26 protein-coding genes and 1 tRNA gene are annotated in these 21,981 nt (G+C 59.2%); 8 read left to right on the forward strand and 19 right to left on the reverse strand.

Features of this window, described 5'->3' with window-relative positions; translation table 11 throughout:
- Window positions 1-12: 12 nt before the first annotated feature.
- The 8 genes from atzF to AF70_RS29825 all read left to right on the forward strand — a co-directional run bounded on the left by atzF (window position 13) and on the right by AF70_RS29825 (window position 7,010).
- Window positions 13-1,791: an allophanate hydrolase gene (atzF, locus tag AF70_RS12675; protein ID WP_028939330.1), complete on the forward strand. Its 1,779-nt coding sequence runs from the start codon at window positions 13-15 to the stop codon at window positions 1,789-1,791.
- A 122-nt stretch (window positions 1,792-1,913) separates the two neighbouring features.
- A complete protein-coding gene (locus AF70_RS12680) occupies window positions 1,914-2,132 on the forward strand; it encodes a cysteine-rich CWC family protein (protein WP_019580865.1) in 219 nt (72 codons plus the stop codon).
- A gap of 33 nt (window positions 2,133-2,165) precedes the next feature.
- On the forward strand, window positions 2,166-2,858 hold the full coding sequence (locus AF70_RS12685) for a pseudouridine synthase (protein ID WP_028939329.1): 693 nt from the start codon (window positions 2,166-2,168) through the stop codon (window positions 2,856-2,858).
- A 316-nt stretch (window positions 2,859-3,174) separates the two neighbouring features.
- On the forward strand, window positions 3,175-4,059 hold the full coding sequence (locus tag AF70_RS12690; protein ID WP_019647962.1) for an alpha/beta fold hydrolase: 885 nt from the start codon (window positions 3,175-3,177) through the stop codon (window positions 4,057-4,059).
- A gap of 182 nt (window positions 4,060-4,241) precedes the next feature.
- A tRNA-Gly gene (locus AF70_RS12695) sits at window positions 4,242-4,315 on the forward strand.
- A gap of 384 nt (window positions 4,316-4,699) precedes the next feature.
- Window positions 4,700-5,512, forward strand: a complete 813-nt coding sequence (locus AF70_RS12700; RefSeq protein WP_028939328.1) for a hypothetical protein — start codon at window positions 4,700-4,702, stop codon at window positions 5,510-5,512.
- 949 nt (window positions 5,513-6,461) lie between these two features.
- The gene (locus AF70_RS12705) at window positions 6,462-6,698 is read left to right on the forward strand and encodes a hypothetical protein (RefSeq protein ID WP_028939327.1); all 237 of its coding nucleotides are present in this window, start codon (window positions 6,462-6,464) and stop codon (window positions 6,696-6,698) included.
- 51 nt (window positions 6,699-6,749) lie between these two features.
- Window positions 6,750-7,010 (forward strand): hypothetical protein, encoded by a 261-nt coding sequence (locus AF70_RS29825; RefSeq protein WP_081791032.1) that lies wholly within the window; start codon window positions 6,750-6,752, stop codon window positions 7,008-7,010.
- A gap of 149 nt (window positions 7,011-7,159) precedes the next feature.
- Here the strand turns inward: AF70_RS29825 and AF70_RS12710 are convergent, their stop codons facing one another.
- The 19 genes from AF70_RS12710 to AF70_RS12800 are packed head-to-tail and all read right to left on the reverse strand — an operon-like array spanning window position 7,160 to window position 21,976.
- Window positions 7,160-7,909 carry a LamG-like jellyroll fold domain-containing protein gene (locus tag AF70_RS12710; RefSeq protein WP_028939326.1) on the reverse strand — a complete coding sequence of 250 codons (750 nt, stop codon included), beginning with the start codon at window positions 7,907-7,909 and terminating at the stop codon, window positions 7,160-7,162.
- A 12-nt stretch (window positions 7,910-7,921) separates the two neighbouring features.
- The gene (locus AF70_RS12715; protein WP_028939325.1) at window positions 7,922-10,030 is read right to left on the reverse strand and encodes a hypothetical protein; all 2,109 of its coding nucleotides are present in this window, start codon (window positions 10,028-10,030) and stop codon (window positions 7,922-7,924) included.
- Between the two features lies 1 nt (window position 10,031).
- Window positions 10,032-10,982 carry a hypothetical protein gene (locus AF70_RS12720; RefSeq protein ID WP_028939324.1) on the reverse strand — a complete coding sequence of 317 codons (951 nt, stop codon included), beginning with the start codon at window positions 10,980-10,982 and terminating at the stop codon, window positions 10,032-10,034.
- Entirely contained in the window at window positions 10,955-11,665 is a 711-nt protein-coding gene (locus tag AF70_RS12725) for a hypothetical protein (RefSeq protein ID WP_028939323.1), read from the reverse strand. Before AF70_RS12725 ends, AF70_RS12720 begins: the two co-directional genes overlap by 28 nt.
- Window positions 11,662-12,204 carry a hypothetical protein gene (locus AF70_RS12730; protein WP_028939322.1) on the reverse strand — a complete coding sequence of 181 codons (543 nt, stop codon included), beginning with the start codon at window positions 12,202-12,204 and terminating at the stop codon, window positions 11,662-11,664. The genes AF70_RS12725 and AF70_RS12730 overlap by 4 nt, the downstream gene beginning before the upstream one ends.
- Window positions 12,201-13,121, reverse strand: coding sequence for a hypothetical protein (locus AF70_RS12735; RefSeq protein ID WP_028939321.1), 921 nt, complete (start codon window positions 13,119-13,121; stop codon window positions 12,201-12,203). Before AF70_RS12735 ends, AF70_RS12730 begins: the two co-directional genes overlap by 4 nt.
- Entirely contained in the window at window positions 13,118-13,828 is a 711-nt protein-coding gene (locus AF70_RS12740; protein WP_028939320.1) for a hypothetical protein, read from the reverse strand. The genes AF70_RS12735 and AF70_RS12740 overlap by 4 nt, the downstream gene beginning before the upstream one ends.
- A gap of 8 nt (window positions 13,829-13,836) precedes the next feature.
- Window positions 13,837-15,447 carry a phage tail protein gene (locus tag AF70_RS12745; RefSeq protein ID WP_028939319.1) on the reverse strand — a complete coding sequence of 537 codons (1,611 nt, stop codon included), beginning with the start codon at window positions 15,445-15,447 and terminating at the stop codon, window positions 13,837-13,839.
- Window positions 15,448-15,455: 8 nt separating this feature from the next.
- Window positions 15,456-16,049: a phage tail protein gene (locus AF70_RS12750; protein ID WP_028939318.1), complete on the reverse strand. Its 594-nt coding sequence runs from the start codon at window positions 16,047-16,049 to the stop codon at window positions 15,456-15,458.
- Complete coding sequence (locus tag AF70_RS12755) at window positions 16,042-17,217, reverse strand: baseplate J/gp47 family protein (protein ID WP_028939317.1); 1,176 nt, start codon at window positions 17,215-17,217, stop codon at window positions 16,042-16,044. Before AF70_RS12755 ends, AF70_RS12750 begins: the two co-directional genes overlap by 8 nt.
- Window positions 17,214-17,531 carry a DUF2590 family protein gene (locus AF70_RS12760; protein ID WP_028939316.1) on the reverse strand — a complete coding sequence of 106 codons (318 nt, stop codon included), beginning with the start codon at window positions 17,529-17,531 and terminating at the stop codon, window positions 17,214-17,216. Before AF70_RS12760 ends, AF70_RS12755 begins: the two co-directional genes overlap by 4 nt.
- Window positions 17,528-19,510: a phage tail tape measure protein gene (locus AF70_RS12765; protein ID WP_028939315.1), complete on the reverse strand. Its 1,983-nt coding sequence runs from the start codon at window positions 19,508-19,510 to the stop codon at window positions 17,528-17,530. The genes AF70_RS12760 and AF70_RS12765 overlap by 4 nt, the downstream gene beginning before the upstream one ends.
- A gap of 6 nt (window positions 19,511-19,516) precedes the next feature.
- Window positions 19,517-19,657: a hypothetical protein gene (locus AF70_RS12770; RefSeq protein WP_032830952.1), complete on the reverse strand. Its 141-nt coding sequence runs from the start codon at window positions 19,655-19,657 to the stop codon at window positions 19,517-19,519.
- Window positions 19,658-19,680: 23 nt separating this feature from the next.
- On the reverse strand, window positions 19,681-19,968 hold the full coding sequence (locus tag AF70_RS12775) for a putative phage tail assembly chaperone (RefSeq protein WP_028939314.1): 288 nt from the start codon (window positions 19,966-19,968) through the stop codon (window positions 19,681-19,683).
- Window positions 19,969-20,000: 32 nt separating this feature from the next.
- Entirely contained in the window at window positions 20,001-20,468 is a 468-nt protein-coding gene (locus AF70_RS12780) for a lysis system i-spanin subunit Rz (protein WP_028939313.1), read from the reverse strand.
- Window positions 20,465-20,992, reverse strand: a complete 528-nt coding sequence (locus AF70_RS12785) for a lysozyme (RefSeq protein WP_028939312.1) — start codon at window positions 20,990-20,992, stop codon at window positions 20,465-20,467. Before AF70_RS12785 ends, AF70_RS12780 begins: the two co-directional genes overlap by 4 nt.
- On the reverse strand, window positions 20,989-21,318 hold the full coding sequence (locus AF70_RS12790; RefSeq protein ID WP_231508961.1) for a hypothetical protein: 330 nt from the start codon (window positions 21,316-21,318) through the stop codon (window positions 20,989-20,991). Before AF70_RS12790 ends, AF70_RS12785 begins: the two co-directional genes overlap by 4 nt.
- Window positions 21,315-21,527 (reverse strand): TraR/DksA C4-type zinc finger protein, encoded by a 213-nt coding sequence (locus tag AF70_RS12795; RefSeq protein ID WP_028939310.1) that lies wholly within the window; start codon window positions 21,525-21,527, stop codon window positions 21,315-21,317. The genes AF70_RS12790 and AF70_RS12795 overlap by 4 nt, the downstream gene beginning before the upstream one ends.
- Window positions 21,527-21,976: a DUF2597 family protein gene (locus AF70_RS12800; protein WP_028939309.1), complete on the reverse strand. Its 450-nt coding sequence runs from the start codon at window positions 21,974-21,976 to the stop codon at window positions 21,527-21,529. Before AF70_RS12800 ends, AF70_RS12795 begins: the two co-directional genes overlap by 1 nt.
- Window positions 21,977-21,981: the final 5 nt, after the last annotated feature.

Below are 21,981 nucleotides of genomic sequence, written 5' to 3' on the forward strand. Positions count from 1 at the left end.
AGGATCTGAACCATGAACATCAATCTGCAACTCGACGCCCTGCGCAACGCTTACCGTGACGGCCACATCACGCCTCGGCAACTGCTGCCGAGCCTGCGGGAAAAAGCCGCGGCGCTGAACCCGGACTATCACTTGTTCATCCATTTACTCAGCGCCGAGGAACTGGAACCGTACCTCGCCGCCCTCGATGGTCGTGACCCAGGCAGCCTGCCGCTGTACGGCGTGCCGTTCGCGATCAAGGACAATATCGATCTGGCGGGCATTCCGACCACCGCGGCGTGCCCGGCGTTTGCCTACGTGCCGGAGCGTTCGGCAACCATCGTCGAGCAACTGCTGGCGCTGGGCGCGATCCCGCTGGGCAAGACCAATCTCGACCAGTTCGCCACCGGCCTCAACGGCAGCCGCTCGCCGTATGGCGCTTGCCCGAACAGCGTGTTGCCGGAGTATCCGTCAGGCGGTTCCAGTGCCGGGTCTTCACTGGCGGTGGCGCTCGGCGTGGCGAGTTTCGCCCTGGGCACCGACACCGCAGGTTCCGGACGCGTACCGGCGGCGCTGAACAATCTGGTCGGTTTGAAAGCCACCAAAGGGCTGATCTCCACGGCCGGGGTGGTTCCGGCCTGTCGCACGCTCGATTGCGTCACGACCTTTACGGCCACGGCTCGGGAAGCCAGTCAGTTGTTGGCACTGACCGCTCATCTCGACCCACGGGATGAATACAGCCGCAGCAATCCGCTGTGGAATGACGGCTCGGCCTTCGGCACGCCGCGCGCGTTTCGTTTCGGTGTGCCCCGTGCGCAGGACCTGGCGTTCTTCGGCTGCCCTGAAGGCCCGTTGTTGTTTGGCGACGCCATCGACCAGCTCAAAACCATGGGCGGTGAAGCGGTCGAACTGGATTTGTCGCCCTTCCTTGAAGCGGCGCGGTTGCTCTACGAAGGGCCATGGGTGGCTGAGCGTTACAGTGTGGCCGGCAAATTGATGGAGCAAAATCCTCAAGCCGTGTTGCCAGTGATTCGTGCCGTGCTGGCCAAGGCCCCGGCGGTGACCGGCGTGCAAACCTTCCGCGCCCACTACCGGCTGCAAGTCTTGAAGGCGCTGTGCGACAGAGTATTGGAGGGCCTCGACTGCGTGCTGACGCCAACCATTGGCCGTCCGGTGACGTTGGCGGAACTTGCCGCCGAACCGGTACTGCGCAACTCGGAACTGGGCTACTACACCAACTTCATGAACCTGCTCGATTACGCTGCCGTCGCCGTGCCCAGCGGATTGATGGGCAATGGTTTGCCATGGGGCGTGACCTTGTTTGGTCGCGCGTTTACCGATCAGTATCTGTTGAGCGTGGCGGATGCCCTGCAACGTCAGCAGGGCTTGGCGTCACCCGCACCGGCCGCCATCGCGCGCAATGACCGGGCACGACTGGTGGTCTGCGGCGCGCACCTGGAGGGGCTGGCGCTGAACTGGCAACTCAAACAGCGTGGAGCGCGGCTGGTAGAAACAACTCAGAGTTCTCCCGATTATCAGCTGTATGCCTTGGCCGGCGGCCCACCGTATCGCCCCGGCATGGTCCGCGTTAAAGAGGGCGGCGTGGCGATTGCGGTGGAAGTATGGGAATTGCCGAGCAGTGAGCTGGGGTCGTTCCTCACCGGGATTCCCGCTCCACTGGGATTGGGCAAGGTGCAACTGGCGGATGGGCGTTGGGAGAGCGGGTTTATCTGTGAGCCGTATAGGTTGGACGGGGCGGTGGAAATCAGTCATTTGGGCGGGTGGCGGGCGTATTTGAAAAGCCTGGGTTGATCGCCTGATCACCGGCAAGGCTCCTTCAGGAATGTGCGAGCGTTAGCTTGCACATGGCGGCTTGCGGGACGATCATGCGCAGCTCGTGCCAAGCAAACCGGCCATTACCGAATGACCCTTTCATGAATAAGCCAGACCTCTGCCCGGCCTGCGGCGCTTCCAACGACTGCAGCCTGGCCGACCCACGAACCGTCGATCGTGCCTGCTGGTGCTACGGCGTCAGCATCGACCCGGCGGTGTTCGAAACGCTGCCGGCCGAGCTGCGTGACAAGTCCTGCCTGTGCCCGGCCTGCGCCCGGGTCGAGGCGCAGTTGCAAGCAGCCGCCTGGCCGATCACGTAACATACGCAGCCCTTTTCCCACCGATCCCTGGCCATGCGCGTTGACCGTTTCCTCAGCAACCTGCCCCGCTTCAACCGCAAGCAGGTACGCCTGTTGCTGGTGGAAAAGCGCGTCAGGGTCGACGGAACTATCGTCAGCGATCCTCACACCGAGGTGCTTGAGTTCAGCCGCGTGGAAGTCGACGACGAAGTGCTGCAGGTCGGTAAACCGGCCCGCTACTTCATGCTGCACAAACCGCCCGGCTGCGTCAGCGCCACCCGCGACCCGCAACACCCGACGGTGCTCGACCTGATCCATGAAGCGGACAAGGATGACCTGCACATCGCCGGTCGCCTGGACTTCAACACCACTGGCCTGATGCTGATCACCAACGACGGCACCTGGTCGCGACGCCTGACCCAGCCGCAGACCAAACTGCCCAAGGTGTACTACGTCGAGACGGAGCAGGAGATCACTGCCGACTACGCGATCACATTCGCCAAAGGCCTGTACTTCGCCTTCGAAGACCTCACAACCCAACCTGCCGAGCTGGTCTTGCTCGGGGCAAAATCGGCGCGCCTGAGCATCGTCGAGGGCCGTTATCATCAGGTAAAACGGATGTTCGGCCACTTCGACAACAAGGTGTTGCGCCTGCACCGCGAGCGCATGGGGCCGCTGCTGCTCGACGACGCGTTGAAGCCCGGCGAATACCGGCCGCTGAGCGTCGAAGAGATCCGATTGATCTAAGCCGACGACCGCTCAGCAGAAGTTGTCGAACATTTTTCGAAAGATACTTGCGCGATGACGTGACCCCTGCTTGAATCAGGACGTCGGCGCGAAATGTGACCGGCGAGTCACCAAAACTACTCTAAGAAACTTTTTGCCGGCAGAGAACCCTCAGGTTCCGCCTTCCCCCGGCAAACTGCCCGCTTATAACAATACCCGTCGACCGGCGTGCAATGGATCGACATGGGCCTTCAAAAATTCCAGGCGTATGCCTACCTGTCACAAAGCTCGTGCAATCTGATTTGCGCGCATACCCGCTTGCCAGGAGTCTTATGTCATGAGGCCAGAAATCGCTGTGCTGGATATACAGGGTCAGTATCGGGTTTACACGGAGTTCTATCGCGCAGACGCCGCAGAAAAGACCATCATTCTGGTCAACGGCTCGATGTCCACGACTGCGTCGTTTGCCCAAACCGTGAAAAACCTTTATCCGCAGTTCAATGTGGTGTGCTACGACCAGCCCTACGCGGGCAAGTCCAAGGCTCACAACCTGCATGAGAAAATGCTGACCAAGGAAATCGAAGGGCAGATCCTCCTGGAGCTGATCGACCACTTCGCCGCCGAACACGTGCTGTCGTTTTCCTTTGGTGGCGCCGCCACGCTCGTCGCCCTCGCCCACCGGCCACGGCGCATCGAAAAGGCTGTGATCAGTTCGTTCTCGCCGGTGGTCAACGAGCACATGCTCGACTACCTTCAGCGCGGTGTCGATTACCTCGGCAACCGGGACGGTGACCGCGTCGGCCACCTGGTGAACAGCACCATCGGCAAACACCTGCCTTCGCTGTTCAAGCGCTTCAACCACCGTCACGTCAGCTCATTGGCCGAACACGAATACGGGCAGATGCACTTCCACATCAGCGACGTGCTCAACAGCGACCGCAACTGCTACCTGAACGCGGCAAAGAAAATCAATGTGCCAGTGCTGTTCATGAACGGCGAATGGGACGAGTACACCGCCCCCGCCGATGCCAGGCTGTTCGCCGGCCATGTACAACACAGCACCTTCAGCACCCTTCAGGCCACCGGCCACTTCCTCGACATGGAACATAAAACTGCCTGCCAAGACAGCCGTAACGCATTGCTGGGCTTCCTGAAGCCGACGCAACACGAAAGCCGGCCGCGTTACCACTACGTCCAGGACCACCATGCATTGGCAATCTGAAACAGAGTCATCGCGAGCAAGCCCCGCCCTACTGTGTTGAACGCACTCCCGTAGGCGCGAGGCTTGCCCGCGAATGACCGCCAAGCGGTCCCTGTTTGTGTTTCACCCGACGCTAAAGCCATCGCGCATAAAGAAAAACTTCAAATCCGCGCTCACATCTGGTACAAAGTCAGCCGCTCTGAGCGGGTGTCGTATAATGGCATTACTCCAGCTTCCCAAGCTGATAACGAGGGTTCGATTCCCTTCACCCGCTCCAATGTTTTCAAGGTCTCCAGCGGTGCATGAACATGCCTGCAATCAGTTGGGGGCCGTTTTGGGGTCCGTTTCGCCCGACGTGTTCCACTTAGCTATCGATGTAGAACCTCGATATCAGTACGAGGCATTTCGTCCGATGCCGAGGCTTCCGGATGTAGCGCTGAAGCCTTCTGACTTGTAATCAGTAGGTCCCAGGTTCGACTCCTGGTACCGGCACCATACAAAACAAAGGCTCGCAGCAATGCGGGCCTTTTTTTTGGTCTACAGGTATTAAGCCACGTAACAAACGTGACGCGAACGGGCAGTAAGGCCTCCCCCGTCTGAGTACTCACCAATTCAGCCAGCGACTCACGTCTCCGGCCTGACGTAGTAACTGGAGAAAGACATGAAATGGATGGGGCTGGATTGGAAGTTTTTTACGACGAGTGTCATTGCTTTAGCCGCCCTAGCAGCATCTATATATTTTCCGCAATCAGAGTTGAACGGGCATTCCCTTACGGCTCGCCTCATTTCATCTTCCGCGCTACAAGTACCCGCCGATTCGAAAATCCAAGATCTGCAGATAACCGTAAACGGACGCGCAATAGCTTCCCCCTACATCTCCTCTCTGATTTTAATTAACACCGGTTCCAAGCCAATATCTAGCGCTGACTTTGAGTCCCCCCTGGTGCTGAGCACGCGCAATGATTCAACGCTGATAACAGCGCAGATCACAGGATCAGAACCTGCAGACATACCCGTTAAAACTCTTGTTGAAGACGGCAAATTGAAGATTCTGCCCTTCCTTTCGAATCCGAAAGATCAGATCAAAATCACGCTCGTAAGCTCGGGAGGTTTGGATCTGGTAGTAAAGGCGAGGATCGCGGGAGTGAAAGAAATAACCTACGAGGACATGACACAACCCAGCCCGAACATTGTTAGAGCTGTGGTGTCCACGGTATTGGCCTTAGCGTCCGTATCGATGTACGCATTTTTCTTTAGCGTAGGCCCTTCGCGTCCCGGCGTAAGAGTCGATACAGGCATACGCCTTATAACTGTTATCTGCTTAGCAGCCGCAGCAGTAACCTACGGCAGTCGATTGATAGAATTTTTCGGCAATGGGGCCACAGCATTTGTTGTCTCGACACTCCTTTTTGTTTGCGGATCACTTTCTGGTGTTTACCTCGGCGGTAGGAACCGTCGCAGGTATGGAGACTAGCTTCCCAACGAGGGTTCGATTCCCTTCACCAAATAGCCGCACAGCCTGATGCCACCCCCACATAGGTGCCAATCCTAAAATTCGTGGGGGCGCGAAAAAACAGTAATATTAGTAATATCCCCCCAGAAAAATAGCCACAGCCCTTGTAGATCAAGGCATCCAGAGCTTTTTGGAAAAGGCGATATTTAAGCAATAGGAAGGCGATATTATTACCTTTCTTAAAAGCTATATTTCTATTCCTTAAAACCCAATGAATCCGGGGGTTTGACAGAAATATTACTTTTCATATCGCTTCATATTACCTTCCCTTGTAATACCGAAAGCCCAGTAAAACCGGGGCCTCCAGACTCATTGGAACCCCCATATAGCTGATATCGCTCGTTTTGAAACGACCACTCACCACTTAAGAATCAATCTCAATAAAACGACGTTTTTTCATGGAGCCTGGATCGGTTGCAAAAAGGGAAAACAAATCGTCGATCGCGTTCAGTTCTGTGAAATCCATAAAATGCGCTACAGCCCCCGCCAGTCTTGGCCTGCAGAGAATTTAAGCCTCTCTTCGCACACCATCGATCTCCGCTCAAAAAAGATCGCGCACGTTTTCGAAAGCCTTCCGAAACCCATGTTTTAAAAGTTCCTACCCAATGAAACCGGGGGTTCCAGCGTCACCCCGTCCGCGACCGCCCTGAGTGCCGCTGTGCAACCGCTCTGCATTTCCCTTCAAAACTTTGCACTCTGTGAAATGGCCGATCCCCTGAAGAGCCCCACGGCCCGCCTGGGCTGCAGGTTCGTCTGCACTACATCCGGATTTGCACAAAAAAAGGACGCAAGGCCCGTCGGCGGGAGGGGGATAAGTGCTTTTCATCGTTTTTTTTTTGCCATCGAAGAGTTTTCGAATCGGGCTGCTATGTTTTTCTGATATCGGAGAGCGATTCAAAGGGACACTGCGATGGACGAGAGCTGGATGCTAAAAATTAGCTATAAGGAACACGGTCTTCCGAGAGAGGTATTCATAACCACTCCCATAGGTGCGAGAGCAGATGAGTACGCTGCGCTGTTTAATATTCTTAGAGACTGTGAAAAACGGAAAGGCGTTGCCATCGATTTGGCGGTAACCGGAGCAGAGCAGTTGCATCCGCAGGTGACAGCGTTAGGTATAACCGACGTTACGTGGGAGTTCGTGTAAGAGTTGAGAACTGGTACGAATGGACCTTCCCCAAACCATTCATCCACTGCATTGGATCCTCCGCTAACAAGCCCCACAACGGCCATGGCGATAAGGCGCAATGTCCTGGTGAACTCGGCGGTCAGCGCTGATCTCGGCCGCAGCACCAACATTGCCCGCGTGGACGTGAGAATGCCGCTTGACCCGGATCCATTGCCGCAGCTGCTGGACGCAACACTGGCAAGGATGGCTCACACGGGTTTTGTTTTAAGTGGCATTGAATACATTGACGGTTGCGCTTACGCGCAATCTTGGTGGTGTCGACTGGAATAGCTGGTGTTAGAAAACGACTGTTCTGAGCCGACCGAAACAAGAGCAGAATCCAAGGACGCGCTGACACACTTTCTAGGCCAACTTCTACCTGGTGACAGACAAGTATAAGCCCGAACACCCGGGCTTATACTTATGTAGCAAACCGCAATTTACGCAGCCAACCCGTACACGTTAGCCATATACGCATTAACGTCTTCAAAACCACTTTGATGGTCCGACGAAAACATATCCACATTGAACATGATCAACTCTGAAAATTGACCTTCCCAAAACAAAACACCACTGGCCGGGCCACCTATAACGAACGGGGACGTTGCCGTGTCTGCTGCAGCTGTCACGTCTGTAGCACGCACGCCATTTGATCGGGCTTTGAGCTTTGCGCCGTCCCAAACGATCCACACCGCGTTCCATTGTCCAAAGGCAATTGGAAACTCGATAGTCGCCGCACCATAGAGGAAGTTCATCTTCGCCACCGCATTCGCTGGGGTCGACAATGCCGCTCGAACAGTTGAGCTGGTAAAACGTCCCAGACAAATCTGCGTAGAGCCCCCTGGTAAAGCAGGCTTGATCAACACCAGGAGCGAGAACGGCTTAGTGGTGTCGAGCACCCCGGTGGACAGTGGATAACGTGTCGTCGCCGCCGGCGTGAAGGCCAATGCGGAATAACCACCCGGTACCGCGTTATCCACCAGGGCGGCCTGGTTGGCCGCGATCGACTGCATGACCGCCATGGCACTCGGTCCGCCTAACGACAAGACTTTGCCACCGGCAAACGTGGCGTAATCCGCGTCCGCCTGGATCCACCCGGCGAAGCCAGGTGCACCTTTAATAAGCTCTACCAGCATCGGTTCTTGACCGGCGGGTTCAATGGACCAAGGGAGTTCGATTCCTGCAGGCATGTTGATTGTTCCTTACGCTACGAGGCGTGAATGACGGGCCAGGTAATGGCGAATAAATTCAGGGACGTTAAAGCCCTGTTCGTAATAGGTGCTGCGGGTCCGTGACACCGCGCACACGTTGCCGCCCAGTTGATACCAGCCAGCGACACCTGAACCTACGTCCATGCCGTAGCGGACAGCCGCAAGGTTTCCGGTAGGTACAGAGGCCAGCGTCAGGACAATGGTGTTCGCGCTGTAGGCGATATTGCTGATCGGGGTGTCACCGTTGCTGTCTCGGTACACAAACCCATCCTGTGCAACTTGAGGCGGCCAATCGGTTTTTTTCACTACCTCGAAAGTCCCTGGCGGCAAGGCCAGCGTGATGGTGACCACTGCTCCCACCCGAGAGACGCTTTGCATTTGCAACGGTGTCCAGGTTCTTCCACGCTGGAGCTGCAACCGAAAATCGCTGTAAACATCACCCATCATCATTCGGCCTTCAGCGGTCAAATGCTGAACATCGCTCACGGGGTACGGATACAACGTGCCTACCAGTTCCGTATCGGCGCGGTTGTTCGCGGCATCCAGCTGCGGATTGGCCACGCCGTTATCCGGCGCGACTCCCGCGATCTGCCAAAGGGCAATTTTCGGATCAAAGAGCTGGCCGGTACGTGCCTTTATTGCTGGTTTAACCGCGTCTGCCCAAGTGGCGTAGTCCGCTGCCCAGTTCGCTCCGGCCTCACCCTGTACACGGGTGATGTAGTGGCACTCGGTAGTCCGTTGATACAGGGCGGCACACAGCACGGATTTCTCCGTGAACGTCATGAGGTTGGTCCAGTTATTGGTCCCTGGCAGGAAACCGCTGGCGGGGGTGTCCCCCTGCCATGCCGTGTAACCGATTACGCCTGGCTGGGCGATGCCTTCGCGGCATTGCTGTCTGGCCCAGGCAAACGCTTGCATGGTGATGGGGTACTGACCCAAAGGCGTCGCCGGGTCGTACAGGGGGACCAGATCGGTCAGCGTGGCGCCGTCGACCAGCCCGTTGCTTCCTTGCATCTGAAAACGACCGTTCAGCGAGAGAACGCTATGGGGCCATTGCGCGCTGGTGAGCTTTGCACCCGCTGCAGCGCCCGTGCCCGCGCCTCCCTGATTCGATTGACCAGCCCCGGGCATCAGTTCGATGGGAACTGCACGGCTGACAACCAACGTGTCATGAATGCCGTTTCGACGTTGCAGCGCGTCGTAGATCTGCCCGCCTTTGTCCTGGACTGCGGCAATGTTGTGGGTGTCGGTCTTGCGAATATTGCTGACGGCATAGGCACCGCGGACATCCGAAATCGGATAGATCGGATTGGCCCCCACTCCCAGGAGCGCTTTGAGCTTGGGCGACGGAATGAACGTCAAACGTCCTTGAGGATCTGCCGACAACACCTGGTGCGGCGTGCCGGCCGGATCACGGGCATAAAAGAGCGTCTGCCCGGAAAACCCGGTGTGCCTGGACGACTCGGATTTCGTCAACGTCAGGCCGTTCATTTCGTGAACGCCATCGGGGCGAATCGCATGCACTTTTTTGCCATGGATCATATGGACCCACGGCGCCCGGAAAGCATTCCGATGGAAGCGTTTCGATGCCAGCGGGTAGGTCGAGCGGGCGATTGCCTGCAGGCTGCTCGTGCTGGGATACCCGCTTTGTTCAACGGCTTCGCCGGCGACATTCTTGTACACGATCAAAAACTGGCTGCCAGCTGCAGACGCGACCGTGAAGGTTTGGCCACTGACCGTCGTCGCTAATCCGTGTGCGATGTCATTTTTGACGCCGGCCACCAGTTGTGTGGCGTCCCGGGCCACTTCGGCACGATTCGCGGCGGACTCGGCTGCTTGGAGTGATTCGGACACATCATTGAACTGCACGCGGATACGGTAATCCCGGGCGTCCTTGATTACCCGCAAGTCGTACAAACCATTGGGCGCCGCAAATTGCACCAGGTTCTCTTCGGCTATGAACGGGTTAGAAAGGATCTCACCATTGGCCTTGAGTAATCCGTTGGCTTTGCTTTCGGTACCGCGCAAATACAGGTAGCAAGTCGCTCCGACGAGAGCGTTTCCTTGATCATCCTGGGGAAAGAAATTCTTGAGTTCCAAATTAGGCTCCGGTGATGGGCTTAAGCTGCCCAGCAAGCGTTTGGCCGGTACCGGCGTTGGTGGTGAAGTTCGCGGCGTTGCTGGGGACGGGGCTGGATCCGTGCATATGGGTCGCGATCTCGGTATTCATCTGCGTGACCAGGTCAATCAAATCGCACAGCACCTGCAGCACGTTCACGTCTGCTGATCCCAACCAGGTCTTGGGTGCGATGCTGCGACGGGCGCCTTCGATCCGCTCGAGCAGATCGCCCCCCACGGTAAGGTTGAGTTTCTGGGCCACGACCTGGTTGAGGTCCCGCCCGCTGGCCAGGTGCAGGTCATCCAGTGCGGCCAGGCTGGCGGATCCGCCCGACAACAACTTGAGCGCGCCGATCGCCTCGATCGTCTTGATGCCTCCGACCGACTCGCTCGAATGGTCGTCCACTTCCACCTTGCTGCTCTGGTGGCGCTCAGCGTTGGTCAGGCTCTCAACCTCCCGCTCGATCGACTTGTCCAGGATCCGGCCGTCGGTCTGGCGCAGCCAGTTGCCGTCCGCATCGGCGCGTTGCTGGGTCGCTTCGCTGTGCTGCCACACCTGGTCACCTTTCGGCACCTTCGGCAGGCTGAGTCCATGCGGCAGAATCGCCTGGATAAAAGGCTTGCTCGGCAGACCGTAGGCGAAGGACACGACCACCCGGGTTCCTTCTTCGGGGAAGGCGAAAAAGCCCATCTCATCGCCCCCCATGGGCATGGGCAGCGGCACGCCGGCCAGAACCGGCAACTGCGGATCCGGCTCGTCATCCTCACCCAACAGTTCCAGGTCCACCGCGAAGCGTGGACGGAAGTCGTCGCAGATCCCGGCGCCGGCCGGGGCATCGGCCACCCCCACCACACGAGCAAAGCGCGGCAGGTGATAACCACCGGTGAGTTCGGGAAATTGCCGCTCTACGCTGCGGCAGATTGCGTCTTCCATCGGATCGCCATTTGATTGCCGGTGAGCGTCACGTTGGTGATCCGCTCGCCTTGGTTGATGGATGCTCCTGGTCGCAACCCGGGGAGGGCCGCGATCATCGCGCTCTGATTGTTCTGGTAGCCATTGAACAGCTCGGCGGGCAGCTGCAGCGGCGATCGGGAACCGAAGAAACCGTCTGCCCAACTGCCCACAAACACTTCGCCGTCCCCCTGCTGCTGCCACATGAAATCGGGAATCCCGAACACCCGGGGCAAGCTGTCCATGGCCTGGTATCCGGCGGCGAGGTTGTAAAAGAACGGGGTTTTGACCTTGGCGTAAGCCTTGTCAGGTACGCGAAAGCTCAGCCCGGTTTTCTGGCTGATCTCGGCCAGCACTGTACTCAGATCCGCATGGCGCAGATTGAGCGGCAATGGGTTGGCCAGGATCGCGGCCAGCTCGCGACAGAACAGCACCTGCTCGATCGCGTTGGACGACGTGCAGCGCTCGACGTAGCCGATGAAGTGGCGCTGCAGCGGGCTGTCGTTGTAGCCGATATCAAGGGTGACTAACCCCTTCACCGGTGCCGCTGCCTGGATGGTCAGCGTTGCTCGGCCTGGGGTTCGCAGTTCAAGGCGAACGTCATCGCTGACCAAGGGATACATCACACCGCCAATGGTCAGCACCTTGTGTAGTTTCATGCTCATGACCCACCGCCCAGGTAGTTATCCAGTTTTTTCAGGGTGGCTTCGAAGCCGGTCAGTTCCTCACCTGGTGCGCCGGTTTCGCTTGCACCTGGTGCAGTCACGGACTGCCCCGACGCACCTTGCTGGGTTACGCCCTTACCGACCCGGCGCGTCTCGACCCGCTCAGGGTTAGAGAGTTTTTCCGACAGCGTGAATTGAACAAGCCAGGCCCGAAGAGAATCGTCTTCCCGGGCACTGACGCCGTCGGAAAACTGCACCTGGCGCACGCCAAACGCGGATGCGGTGTCGTTTACGACTCGGTAGGTTTTGAGTTGGCCACCGGTGCCGGTCGCTTCTGCCAGGCGCATCAGGTTGCGTAAATACGTGTTATCGACGAATGGGATCTGCAAGGTGACCGCCAGCGTCTTGGGCTTAAACCCTTTGTGGGCCGAATCGGTGTTGCTGGTCTGTCCGGACAGGTCGTCGCTTTCGATTCGCAGGTTGGCGGTGACCTTGAGGTTTTTTCCGCGCACCTGTTCGCCATCGAGCAATAAAGTCATAGGCCCACCAGTTCCCGAACAAAGCCCAAGCCTTTCAGCGATCCGACCAGGAGCAATCCGGCGGACAACCCCCACTCGTGACCTGGTGCTTCGCCCTGCAGCAGCTGGCGACGCAACTCGGCGGCATTACCCGGGCCGATCAGGCGCGCGCGCATGGTGTCGTCTGCAGTACCGCCGGCGAACTGCGACTTGAGGTCGGCCAGCTTCTGGGCCTGTCCCTGGGCCTGGCTGGCTTTGCGGGCAGCCAATTGCGCCAGATCGGCCATCGGCGAACTGTCCGCGTAGCTTTCCAATGCCGACAGCTGACTGTTCAGGGCTTGCGTGGCGGCCTTGGTCACGGCGCAACGCTCCAGAGGCAGTGCGCCCCAGCGCGGCAGTGTGCCGGCGGTTGGCAGTTCCCACTTTTCAGCATCCAGCGCGAACAGGTTTTTCGCTCGGCGTTCGGCGCGCTGCAGGTCTGGCATGGGCAACACGGCATTGAATCGGGCCAAGGTCGCGGCGAACTTGTCGTAGCGCGTCCCCAGGAACATCACTGCCAGGGCGTATTGCGGACCAGCCGGACGCCCGTCGTCGCCGGTGTCCTCCAGCTTCTCGCCCAGCTGCTGCAACAGGTTGGGCGCAGACAGGTAGCGCTGGTATCCGCGCCCCTGCCCCACACCACTTTGAAATGGCGTCACCACCAGGCAGGCCGGTACCTCACCCAAGGCATCGGTCAGCCCTGCGCGGCCAGCGGCCACGGCGGCTTCGGCTGCAGCACCGACCGGACCGGGTGACGTGGTGGCCAGGTCGGCCAGACCTTCCAGGCGTTGCCCGGTGCTGGTCAGCTCGCTGCTCGCCAGATCCTTTGCCGCCTCGAGGTCCTGAAGCCACTGTGTCGACTGTTCCGGCCAACGCATGGTAATGGGTGCCCAAGTCATACCGATGCGGACTCCCATGCCACTGCGTTGAGGGCGTCCAGGTCCGAAGTCGATCGCGCCAGTGCCAAGGCTTGCTTGAGGTCGTTGGCTTTGCGCAGCCGCTGCATTTTGAATTCAGTGAACTCGTCACCGATCTGGCGCAACTGCTCGGCGGTGTGATCCCGGAAGGCTTTCAACCCAGATTGATCCTGACAGGCGTAATCGCCGCCGATGCCGCGCAAAATCATGCCGGTCAGATTCAATTGATCCTGAAGCTGGGTTTCGTAGAAAAAGCGATCGCCCAATACCGCCGACCAAAACCCGCCAGTGATCTCCTGCAGACATGCCGAATTGACCGCCGCTAACTGGGCGACGTAGCGCAGCTCGATCACCGCTGGGATGTCGTCGATCCAATGGCCATTGCCCCAGATCTGGCCCGGGCCTGGCACTTCCAGCGTGTACCCCGTCGGCAGCGAACCTGCACGCTCGATTACCAGGGGTTCGCGGGTCTCGGTGTTGTAGGCCGTCAACCCACGATAGGAGTCAACCAACTGCCAGCGCCGCCCATCCCAAAGCGCCGCCTTTTTTTCCGGTACCGCTGGCGGCGCGACTTCAACGCACCCGCCTGGGATCAACCAGACATCCGGTTCCAGCGGCGAGCGATCAGCCACGGCTTTGCCGGTAAAGATGCCCAGGTGATCGGTTTGATAGACGACTTTGGTGTCCATAACGGGTCTCAGTACTTAATGCAGGCAAGGAAAGCGATGTTCTGCGGGCGCGTTTCAGCGCCCCCGGAATAGCCGACGGTGATGGCGTGCGTGTGATCGCCCACTGTTCCAATGGAGATGTTGTGAGCGTGCGCACCTGCTGACGTGGTGGCGGTTGCAAAGGCGGGGTTGTCACTCCCGTTCAGTGGGTTTCGTGGTTCTCCCGGAGTGCCATAGTCCGCACCGTCCGGGGTTAGGTCGCCGTAGTGGACGTTGTGGGTGTGCGCGCCCTGCGTGTCGCTCCAGGCACCATGCGTGTGTCCACCAGCACCTGCCGCGTTGCCGCCGTGGTTGTGACTGCGAGTTTCATCCGCCTGAGAACTGCCCAGCACCCGGCCGACATCGATGCCCCGGCCATCGTCAAGGACACGGATGAACTTGCCGCGTGGGTCAGGCAAGTTGAAGGTGTTGACGCCGTCACCTGAACCGTAAGTGGTGCCGATCTTGGCAAACAACGCGGCATACACCGTGCGCGACACCGCCGCGCCGTTGGCCCTCAACCAGCCAGGTGGTGGCGTGGCCATCGCAAACGTACCGATACGGCCGACCTCGGAGTCAGCAATGATCTTGCGCATTGCGTTGAGTGCCTTGGTGGTCGCTAGGATTTCGCTGCTGTCGGAACCCGGATCGTCGCTTTTGGCATTGGGCAACTCGCCCAGGTCGACGTCCTCTTTGGTGGTAGCACGGGCGCGCAGATTCTCGTAGTCGCCGTTGCGCAGTGCGAACTGCTTCACCAGGGCGCCGGTGATTGGCTCGCTTTGGCGTAGATCAGTGATGGTTTCCGATGTGTCTACTCTGGCCAGTTCCACCAGGTAATGGGCTGTGCCGTTGCTGTCGACGTAATCCGTCTTCACGGCGCCGAATACCACCTTCCAGACAGCGACCGCGTCACTGCCTTCGCGGGCCAGTGCGACGTCCAGCCAGGCTTTGACCGGTAGCGCCGGCAACTGCACCTGGACAGGCTCGGCCAGTTCCACGCGGATCCCTTCCACGTAGGCAATCCCCGCCTTGATCTGGTACAGCCCGAAACTGCGTTCCAACTGCAGGCTGTCGGCCAGATAGCAAGCACGGCCAAACACGTCGCGATTGCTCATGCGCTCGCGCCGATCGATGCCGTTCAGGCGCATCGTGAAGTCGTGCTGCCAGGTGCTGGCGTCGACCGTGATGCCCGTCAGCGCCTGGGCACCGTTGAACTCCACCAGGAAGTTGCGGGTGACATTGTTTCCGATCTGCAGTGGCGGAATGTTCTTACGCTTCTGCTGGACCGGAACCGTCGCAACGGCCAGCAGCACACCTTCGGCGGCTTCCAGGCCAATCCAGTTGAAGTCCCAATCGCCAACATCGGAGCCCACCATCAGGCTGTAGATCACCTGGTTCGGGCTGACGTAACCTTTGCGGTCGTAGGCCTTGGTGAAGACGATCTGGTTCGCCGGCGGTTTGCCGGCCGCTCGATCTACAGGGGCATTGGGGTCAAGGCCAGGAACAAGGGCAAGAACGAAGCGAGCAATATCAAGCTTCTCCCCAGCGCCTTGCTTTTGGGCAATAAGACTTTCGCCGGCAAGGGTAATGCTAGCTCCCATGGGGGCTCCTAAAATGAATCGTTCAGAAAGGTGAGAATTGCGAGCTCGTTGATCACGACCAGGCGGCTTGCGCTGTCATCCAACGTGGCGATCAGGGTCTGTTGGTCATCGTTGAAGTCGGCCACGCCGATGTTCAGTTTCACCGGGGTAATCGTGACGAAGTCGTAACGCCGGCAAGTGCGGCCGTATTGCTGCATCAGGACACGCAGCAGCACTGGGTTTTCGCTCAACTGCGTATCGGACAGGTGCAGCAGAACCACGTCCCAATCGAGACCTGGCAGGCGCTCCTGGATCTCCACATATCCCACGCCCAAGCGTTCGAAAATGCGGGCCATACCGGCGGTGCTGCCCGCGTCCACGGCGTTGATAAACGCGTACTTCACCCGCAGGCGGTACAGCCTTTCGGGCTCGCCGTGAAAGCGCTGAATGTCACGCTGCCAGGCCAACAGATCGAGCACGCTCAGGTGGCAGGTCTCGGCGTCCATTTGCTGCAACGGCCAGTGCAGCCAGTTTTCGACCTTGGCCCACCAGGCTTGCGCGGCCGCTTTGAGCTTGGCCAGCTCCGGCCCGTCAAGCCAGAAAGGTAGGCTCAACTTAAGCATTCAGCCCCACCTCAACCCCGGACAGGCGCGGGATGGTCAGCTCGGAAATGATGTCGGCGTTGTCGAAGTGCAGCGAGTCGATGCCCGGGAACTGCTGGTGCAGTTCCTCGCCCAACCGGCTGAAGGAAAAACGGGATTGGGGGTGAGTCAGCGTCGGCTGGTAGTCGCTGGCCGTGCTCTCGCGAAACGCGGCACGGATGTACAACTCGATGTCAGCTTTCAACGCTGGCCAGCGCTCGGCACCGACTTCGGCCTTGGGCCAGACCGTCAAACGTACGTCATGCAGCGTGGCGGGCATTTCCAGCACCAGCAGGTCGTCGCCGTGGCCATGGTTGCCTTGGTCGCGGATGTAGCTGTTGATTTCAGCCAGGAAGGTGTCCGCCGGCGAATCGGCCTCGAACAGCACGAAGGCGTTGGCGCTGCCGGGCCCCCGGGGCGCGTTATGCTCAAAATAAACGCCATCGGGCTGCACACCCGGGAACGCGGCAATCATGGCGCGATACACCGCGTCGGTGTGCCACTGGTTGACCGCTGAGAACTGATTACGCACGCGCAGGCGCAGCTCGTCGTCGGGCTCAGTGTCGGCGCCGGGTTGGCTCAGCCAACCGTCAGCGTTCACCACCTGGACCACCCCTGGCACGGGCTCCGGCAAAATCGAAAAGTAACCTGGTGCGAGATTGAAGCCACTGCCGGCCTGCTTCGCTCGGGCCAACACCCGGATCTGGGATTCGCCATCGGCAAAACTGGCCGCTGCCACCGTCACCAGCTCGTACACGTTGCCGTTGATCGCAATCGACTGCACGCGGGTACCGGCCGGAATTTCCAGGAGGCCGGCCAGCGCGCTGCGTGTGAACAGCAATAACCCTTCGGCCTTGGTCGCTGGCTTGCGCGTGACGTTGACCGCCCAGGCCAGCATGTCCAGCCAGGCGCCGATGGCGGTTTTTACGAAGAAGTTTGGCAACACGGTGCCGGCGATAAAATCGATCAGCCACATGACCGGTTTGGTCACCAACGCGGTGATCACTCGCCAGAATGGCGACCAGGCGCTGGTGTTGCTCAACTTGCTGCCCTGGGCAACGACTTCAAGTTCCCAGGCGGCGCGCAACTTGGCCTCGGTGGTCGGAATGCCGGCGTCACTCAACGCCTGTTTGAAATCTACGTCACTCACAGCACTACCTCGACAGATCCGAATTCAACGGTTTTGGCCGTGACCAGGTACTTGCCCTTCCCTTCTTCCAGGATCCGGACGGTGCCCGGTACCAGGCGTACGTCAGCCTCCACCAACAGTTCCAGCTGCTGGATGCAGTCGGCTTGACGGAAGCGATCGCGCTCAGCGACCAGCGTTACCAGGAGGCCGCTTTCGCGGATCATGTGACCGATGTCCTGAGCGATGCTGGCCCGATCGTCCACCAACAGCGGCTGGTTCGATGGGTCCAGGGTCAGGTCGTTATTGGTGATCAGCAGATCGATATAGAGACTCATCCGCCGACTCCCATCGCGACCATGTTTTCCAGCTCCAACGGGGTCATTGGCTTGGCGGTGTGGATCTCGACCTTCTCCACACGCATTCCCTTGTTCTGATTGCTGGTGTTTTGAATGCTGGTCAGCAGGCCGCCCGGGGGCACAGACGATGCCCTCGACGGGGAAAGGCTCGGGATTACCGCATTGATGGTCTGCTGGGCTTTCTGCGCGGCGCTGGCAGTGCTGGCCGCGTTCACCGCCGCGTCGACACCAGGCACTTCGGGCATGCCGCCAAATCGTGCCTCGATGTTCACGCCCGGGATGCTGTTGATCATCTCGATCAGGCTGTTAATCGCCTTGTAGAAGACGCTGACGATGCTGTCCCAGGCGCCCTTGGCCATGGCCGACCAGCCGCCCATAGAGTTGAACCAGTCGGACAGGGTCTTGAACTGATCACTGACCCATTTGAAGGCGTCACTGTTGAGCAGCGCCGTGGTCCATTCGTCCCAATAGTAGACGGCAGCGACCACCGCCGCGACCAAAGCCACGACACCGACAATGATTAAAGCAATCGGGTTGGCCAGCAGCGCGCTATTCACCAGCCAGATGGCGGCTTGCCAAGCGAGCATCCCGACCTTGACCAGGCCCATCCAGCTGTACAGCAGCACCAGGCCGGCCACGAAAGCGATGGTCATGACGGTGTGAAACAGGAACATCGCGATACTGCGGTAGCCGGTCCAGGTCAGGAGCTTCCAGACGGTCAGCATCCCCAGCCACACCATCTTTGACATGCCAACCGCCAGCGTCAGCAGGGACATGCCGGCAATGATGCCGAGGATGGTCAGTGTGGTAATGCCGATCACGCGAGTGATATTGGGAAAGAGGGTGACCCAGCGCATCAGCGCCTTGCCGATCGCCACCATTTTTTCCATGAACGGAGCCAACACAGGAATCAGCACCTGACCAAACAAGGCGCGCATGCTTTCCACCAGGGACGCCCATTGCGCCCATGGATCCACCATGGCCTTCGCCATCTGCTCGGCATTCTCCAGGCCTCGGACTTTGCCCAACTGATCCAGGCCAATACGCAGCCGATCGGTGTCCTTGGCCAATGCCGTGATCACGCGAGCGCCCTCGCCGCCGAAGGCCTCAATCAGCTTAGTACCGGCCGACGCGCTGTTCAGATCACCAAACTTGCCCTCCAACTTGCCGAGGATGTCGAGCATCGGCAGCAACTTGCCGTTCTGGTCGACAAACGTCATCCCCAGCTTTTCCGAGGCGCTGCCGATGTTCTCGAAGAATGATTTGTAGATCCCGCCGGCGTCCCCGCCTTCCATGGTGCTGCTGAGCGAGCCGATCACTGCGAACTGCTCGGCCAGGTCCACGCCGGCCGTGGTGGCGATCGAGCCCACTTCCTTGAAGGCGTCCTTCAACTGCGCGCCGTCGGTGCGGAACAGCTTCACCGCCAGTGCGGTTTGCCCGCCCAGTCGCTCGACCCACTCGGTTTTGCCGAAGGCGTCAGCCTGGCCCTTAAACAGGTTGTACATGGTGCCCACATAGGCGCTGGTGGTTTCCGTATCGGCCTTGGTCGCCTTGGCCAGCACGTTGCTGGTGTTGGTGATTGAGGTCAGCTGGCTGGCGGTCAATCCTTTGATAGCGCCGTCGATCGTGGCCGCTGACGCCACAAAGTCCCGAGCGTTGGCGGCGTAGTCGACGGAGAACGCCAATGCCTTTTGATTGAGCGCGGTCAGGGCGTCTTCAGCCACGCCCAGCGACCTGACCTCGCCCAGGGCGCGATTCATCTCCAGGGCAGGCGCCAAAGACTGGGTGATCGCCACGCCAGCGCCGACCATGCCACCCAACCCCAAGCCCATCGTCTTGATGTTTTTTTCGCTCTGCTCGGCAAGATCGGAAAATCCCATTTTCACCTTGCCCAGGGGCGCGGTGACCTTGTCGGTTAGGCTCAAGATGAAGGCCAGGCGGGCAGCGCGGTCAGCCATGTGTATTTATCCGTTCAGTGCATGGACGATGCCGTTAGCCACGGCGATTTCCATGCGTTTCCAGTGTTCGTCCTCCAGCCACCTGGCCGTGCCCATCACCTCGGGTGTGGGCTCTTGACCAGGAAGCCAGCGACTGGACAAGGCCATCAGTTGACCTAGTCCGTCCTCGCTCAGGCGCTCAGCGTGCTCGAGGGCTTTTTTACGATGATTTCAACGTCCGGCGCGTACTCCTCGAGCAGGGCTCCGGCGATCTGCATCGTCATCACCGGGTTGGCCATCAGCGAGCGCAGATCGGTGCGCTGATCGGCTGCCACGGTGTTGCTCAGCAGGTTGTGGGACGGCGCGACCTTGTTGTTGGCGGTCATGGCGTTGAAGTACTTGGTCACGTCTTGCGGGGTCATGGAGAAGGTGAATTCCTTGTCGCCGACTTCCAGGGTGATTTCGCGTTTATCGATCATCGTGTTGTTCCATTCAGATTTAAGGGTGATGGTCAGCGCAGGCAGATCCGGCGCACGTGGTCCTGCAGCCCCAGGATCATTTGCCGACTGAGGGCGAGTTGATCTCTGAGGGTGAAATAATCCGATCGAGCGTCTGCTGTGAGTTCGGCGGTTCCTGCATCAGCCACGCCGCCGGCGCTGGCTTGGGTGGGCTTTGCGGTGCTGCAGCTGGCGGCGAGGCGCAACCGCTTACGACCGTCGTTAACATCGCGGCGCAAGCCATCGTTTTGATTGAGCGCATCGCTCAGCTCCTGGGTACGTTGAAGATCGATCTCTTCGCGTGCGGCCAACATTTCGCCGCTGATTCGGGCCGCTTCGCGCAGGCCACTGACTTCGAACTGGGCGAAATCGCGTTCACTACGGGCGGTGTCGCGGTCTTGGACGACTTGGATGAACCAAAACAGTGGAATCAATCCGGTCAAAGCCACCGCGAGAAAAAGGCGCAACGGGGTAATGATCATTTCGCGCACAGCTCCGCTTCTGCCACACGCCGTGCATGCAGTCCGCGAACGAACTGTTTGCGCCCCTGGGCATCGGTAACGAATGCCCACACCGGTGTTTTGCCATCCGGGGCCCAGGCGATCGCTTTGCAGCCGTCAGCGATACGTCCGGCATTGACCAGGCCGACTGCTCGACTGGCGCACGTACTCGGCACGCCAAAGTTATGCGCATGACTACTCAGCGCGTCGAAGGTGTTCTGCCCCACTTGCTGATTGGTGATGCAGTCAGCCAACTGCAGCTGACCTTTCTCGATCACCAATTGCTCCACCTGGTTACAGCGAGCGTCTGACCAGTAGTCTCCGATCACGACCGGATAAGGGCTGGTATGACGGGTGATGCCTTTGCAAACAGTCGGCAGTCCCCGGGCCAGCTTGTCGGCATAGACGACGTTCTGGCCATTGCCTTCCCAGGTGCCCAGGAACGCCAGCAGCCCAGAACTGCACAGGGCGATCGCGCCGGCGGTGATCTTGCCGCGCAGGCTCATGGCAGCAATACCCGCAACAGCGTCGGACCGAACATCTGAAGGATCGCCCACAAGGTGCTGGCAATCGCCAATGCCCAGGTGATCTTGCTGCCGATGGCGGACACAACAACGGTCAGCTTCTGCTGGCCGACATTGAGCTCCGACAGCTGACCAGACATGTGTTCGAACTGCTGTTCCAGCTTGGTGACGCGTGTGGGGACCAATTCATGCCGGGTCTCCAGCTGGCCCAGACGGTAGGCAATCATGGCGATCTCACCCTCTACGGCGGTCAACCGGCCATGCGCCGAAAGTGGTGCAGCGATTTTCTGCCGCAGACTGTTTGTCATCGGCGGGTTCCTTTCTCGAATGTGGTCTGGCATGGCGTACAGCGTGTGATCCCGCCAAGCGCCTGGCGCGCAGCAGGGATCTCGTCCTCGCAAGTCGCACAGTGGGTTCGGCTCGGTCCCGTTGGGCGCGGCTGGGCGAGTTGGGCAGCGATTGAACGCTCACGCTCCAGCTCCTCGATCGCTTTGGCGTTGTCGAGCCAATCCCCCATCAGCGCAGGCCCTCGATCTCGGCAGCAGCCAGGTACGGCACGCCGTTAATGCGAATGAAGTCCGGGCTGGTGACGTCAAACGGCACTCTGTGTTTGGACTTTTCACCGCCTTGCGGATCGATGTTCAGCAGGCTGGAGACCTTCAATTTGCAGCCGAAGGCCTCAACACGCAGTTCCTCTTCGCCGGCCTTGGCGAAGAACACGGAGTCGAAAGGTTCAAGTTCGCGAAAACTGCCGGCAGTGCGTGCGGCTTCAATCAGCAGGTTGAAGTTGCTGGTGTCGAATTCCATTTCCCCGCTGGCCGAGACGTCACCGTCAACGTGACCATTGGGGACGCCGCCGCTCTGCGCCACGGCCGTGTTGTCAGTGATGTCGAGGGTGCAGTTTTCAACGTGGACCAGCAGATCGCCCAGGTTCACGTCGAAGTTCTTGCCGCCAATACGTGACATAGGGG

Source organism: Pseudomonas sp. KD5 (assembly GCF_012932895.1).
Lineage (GTDB): Bacteria > Pseudomonadota > Gammaproteobacteria > Pseudomonadales > Pseudomonadaceae > Aquipseudomonas.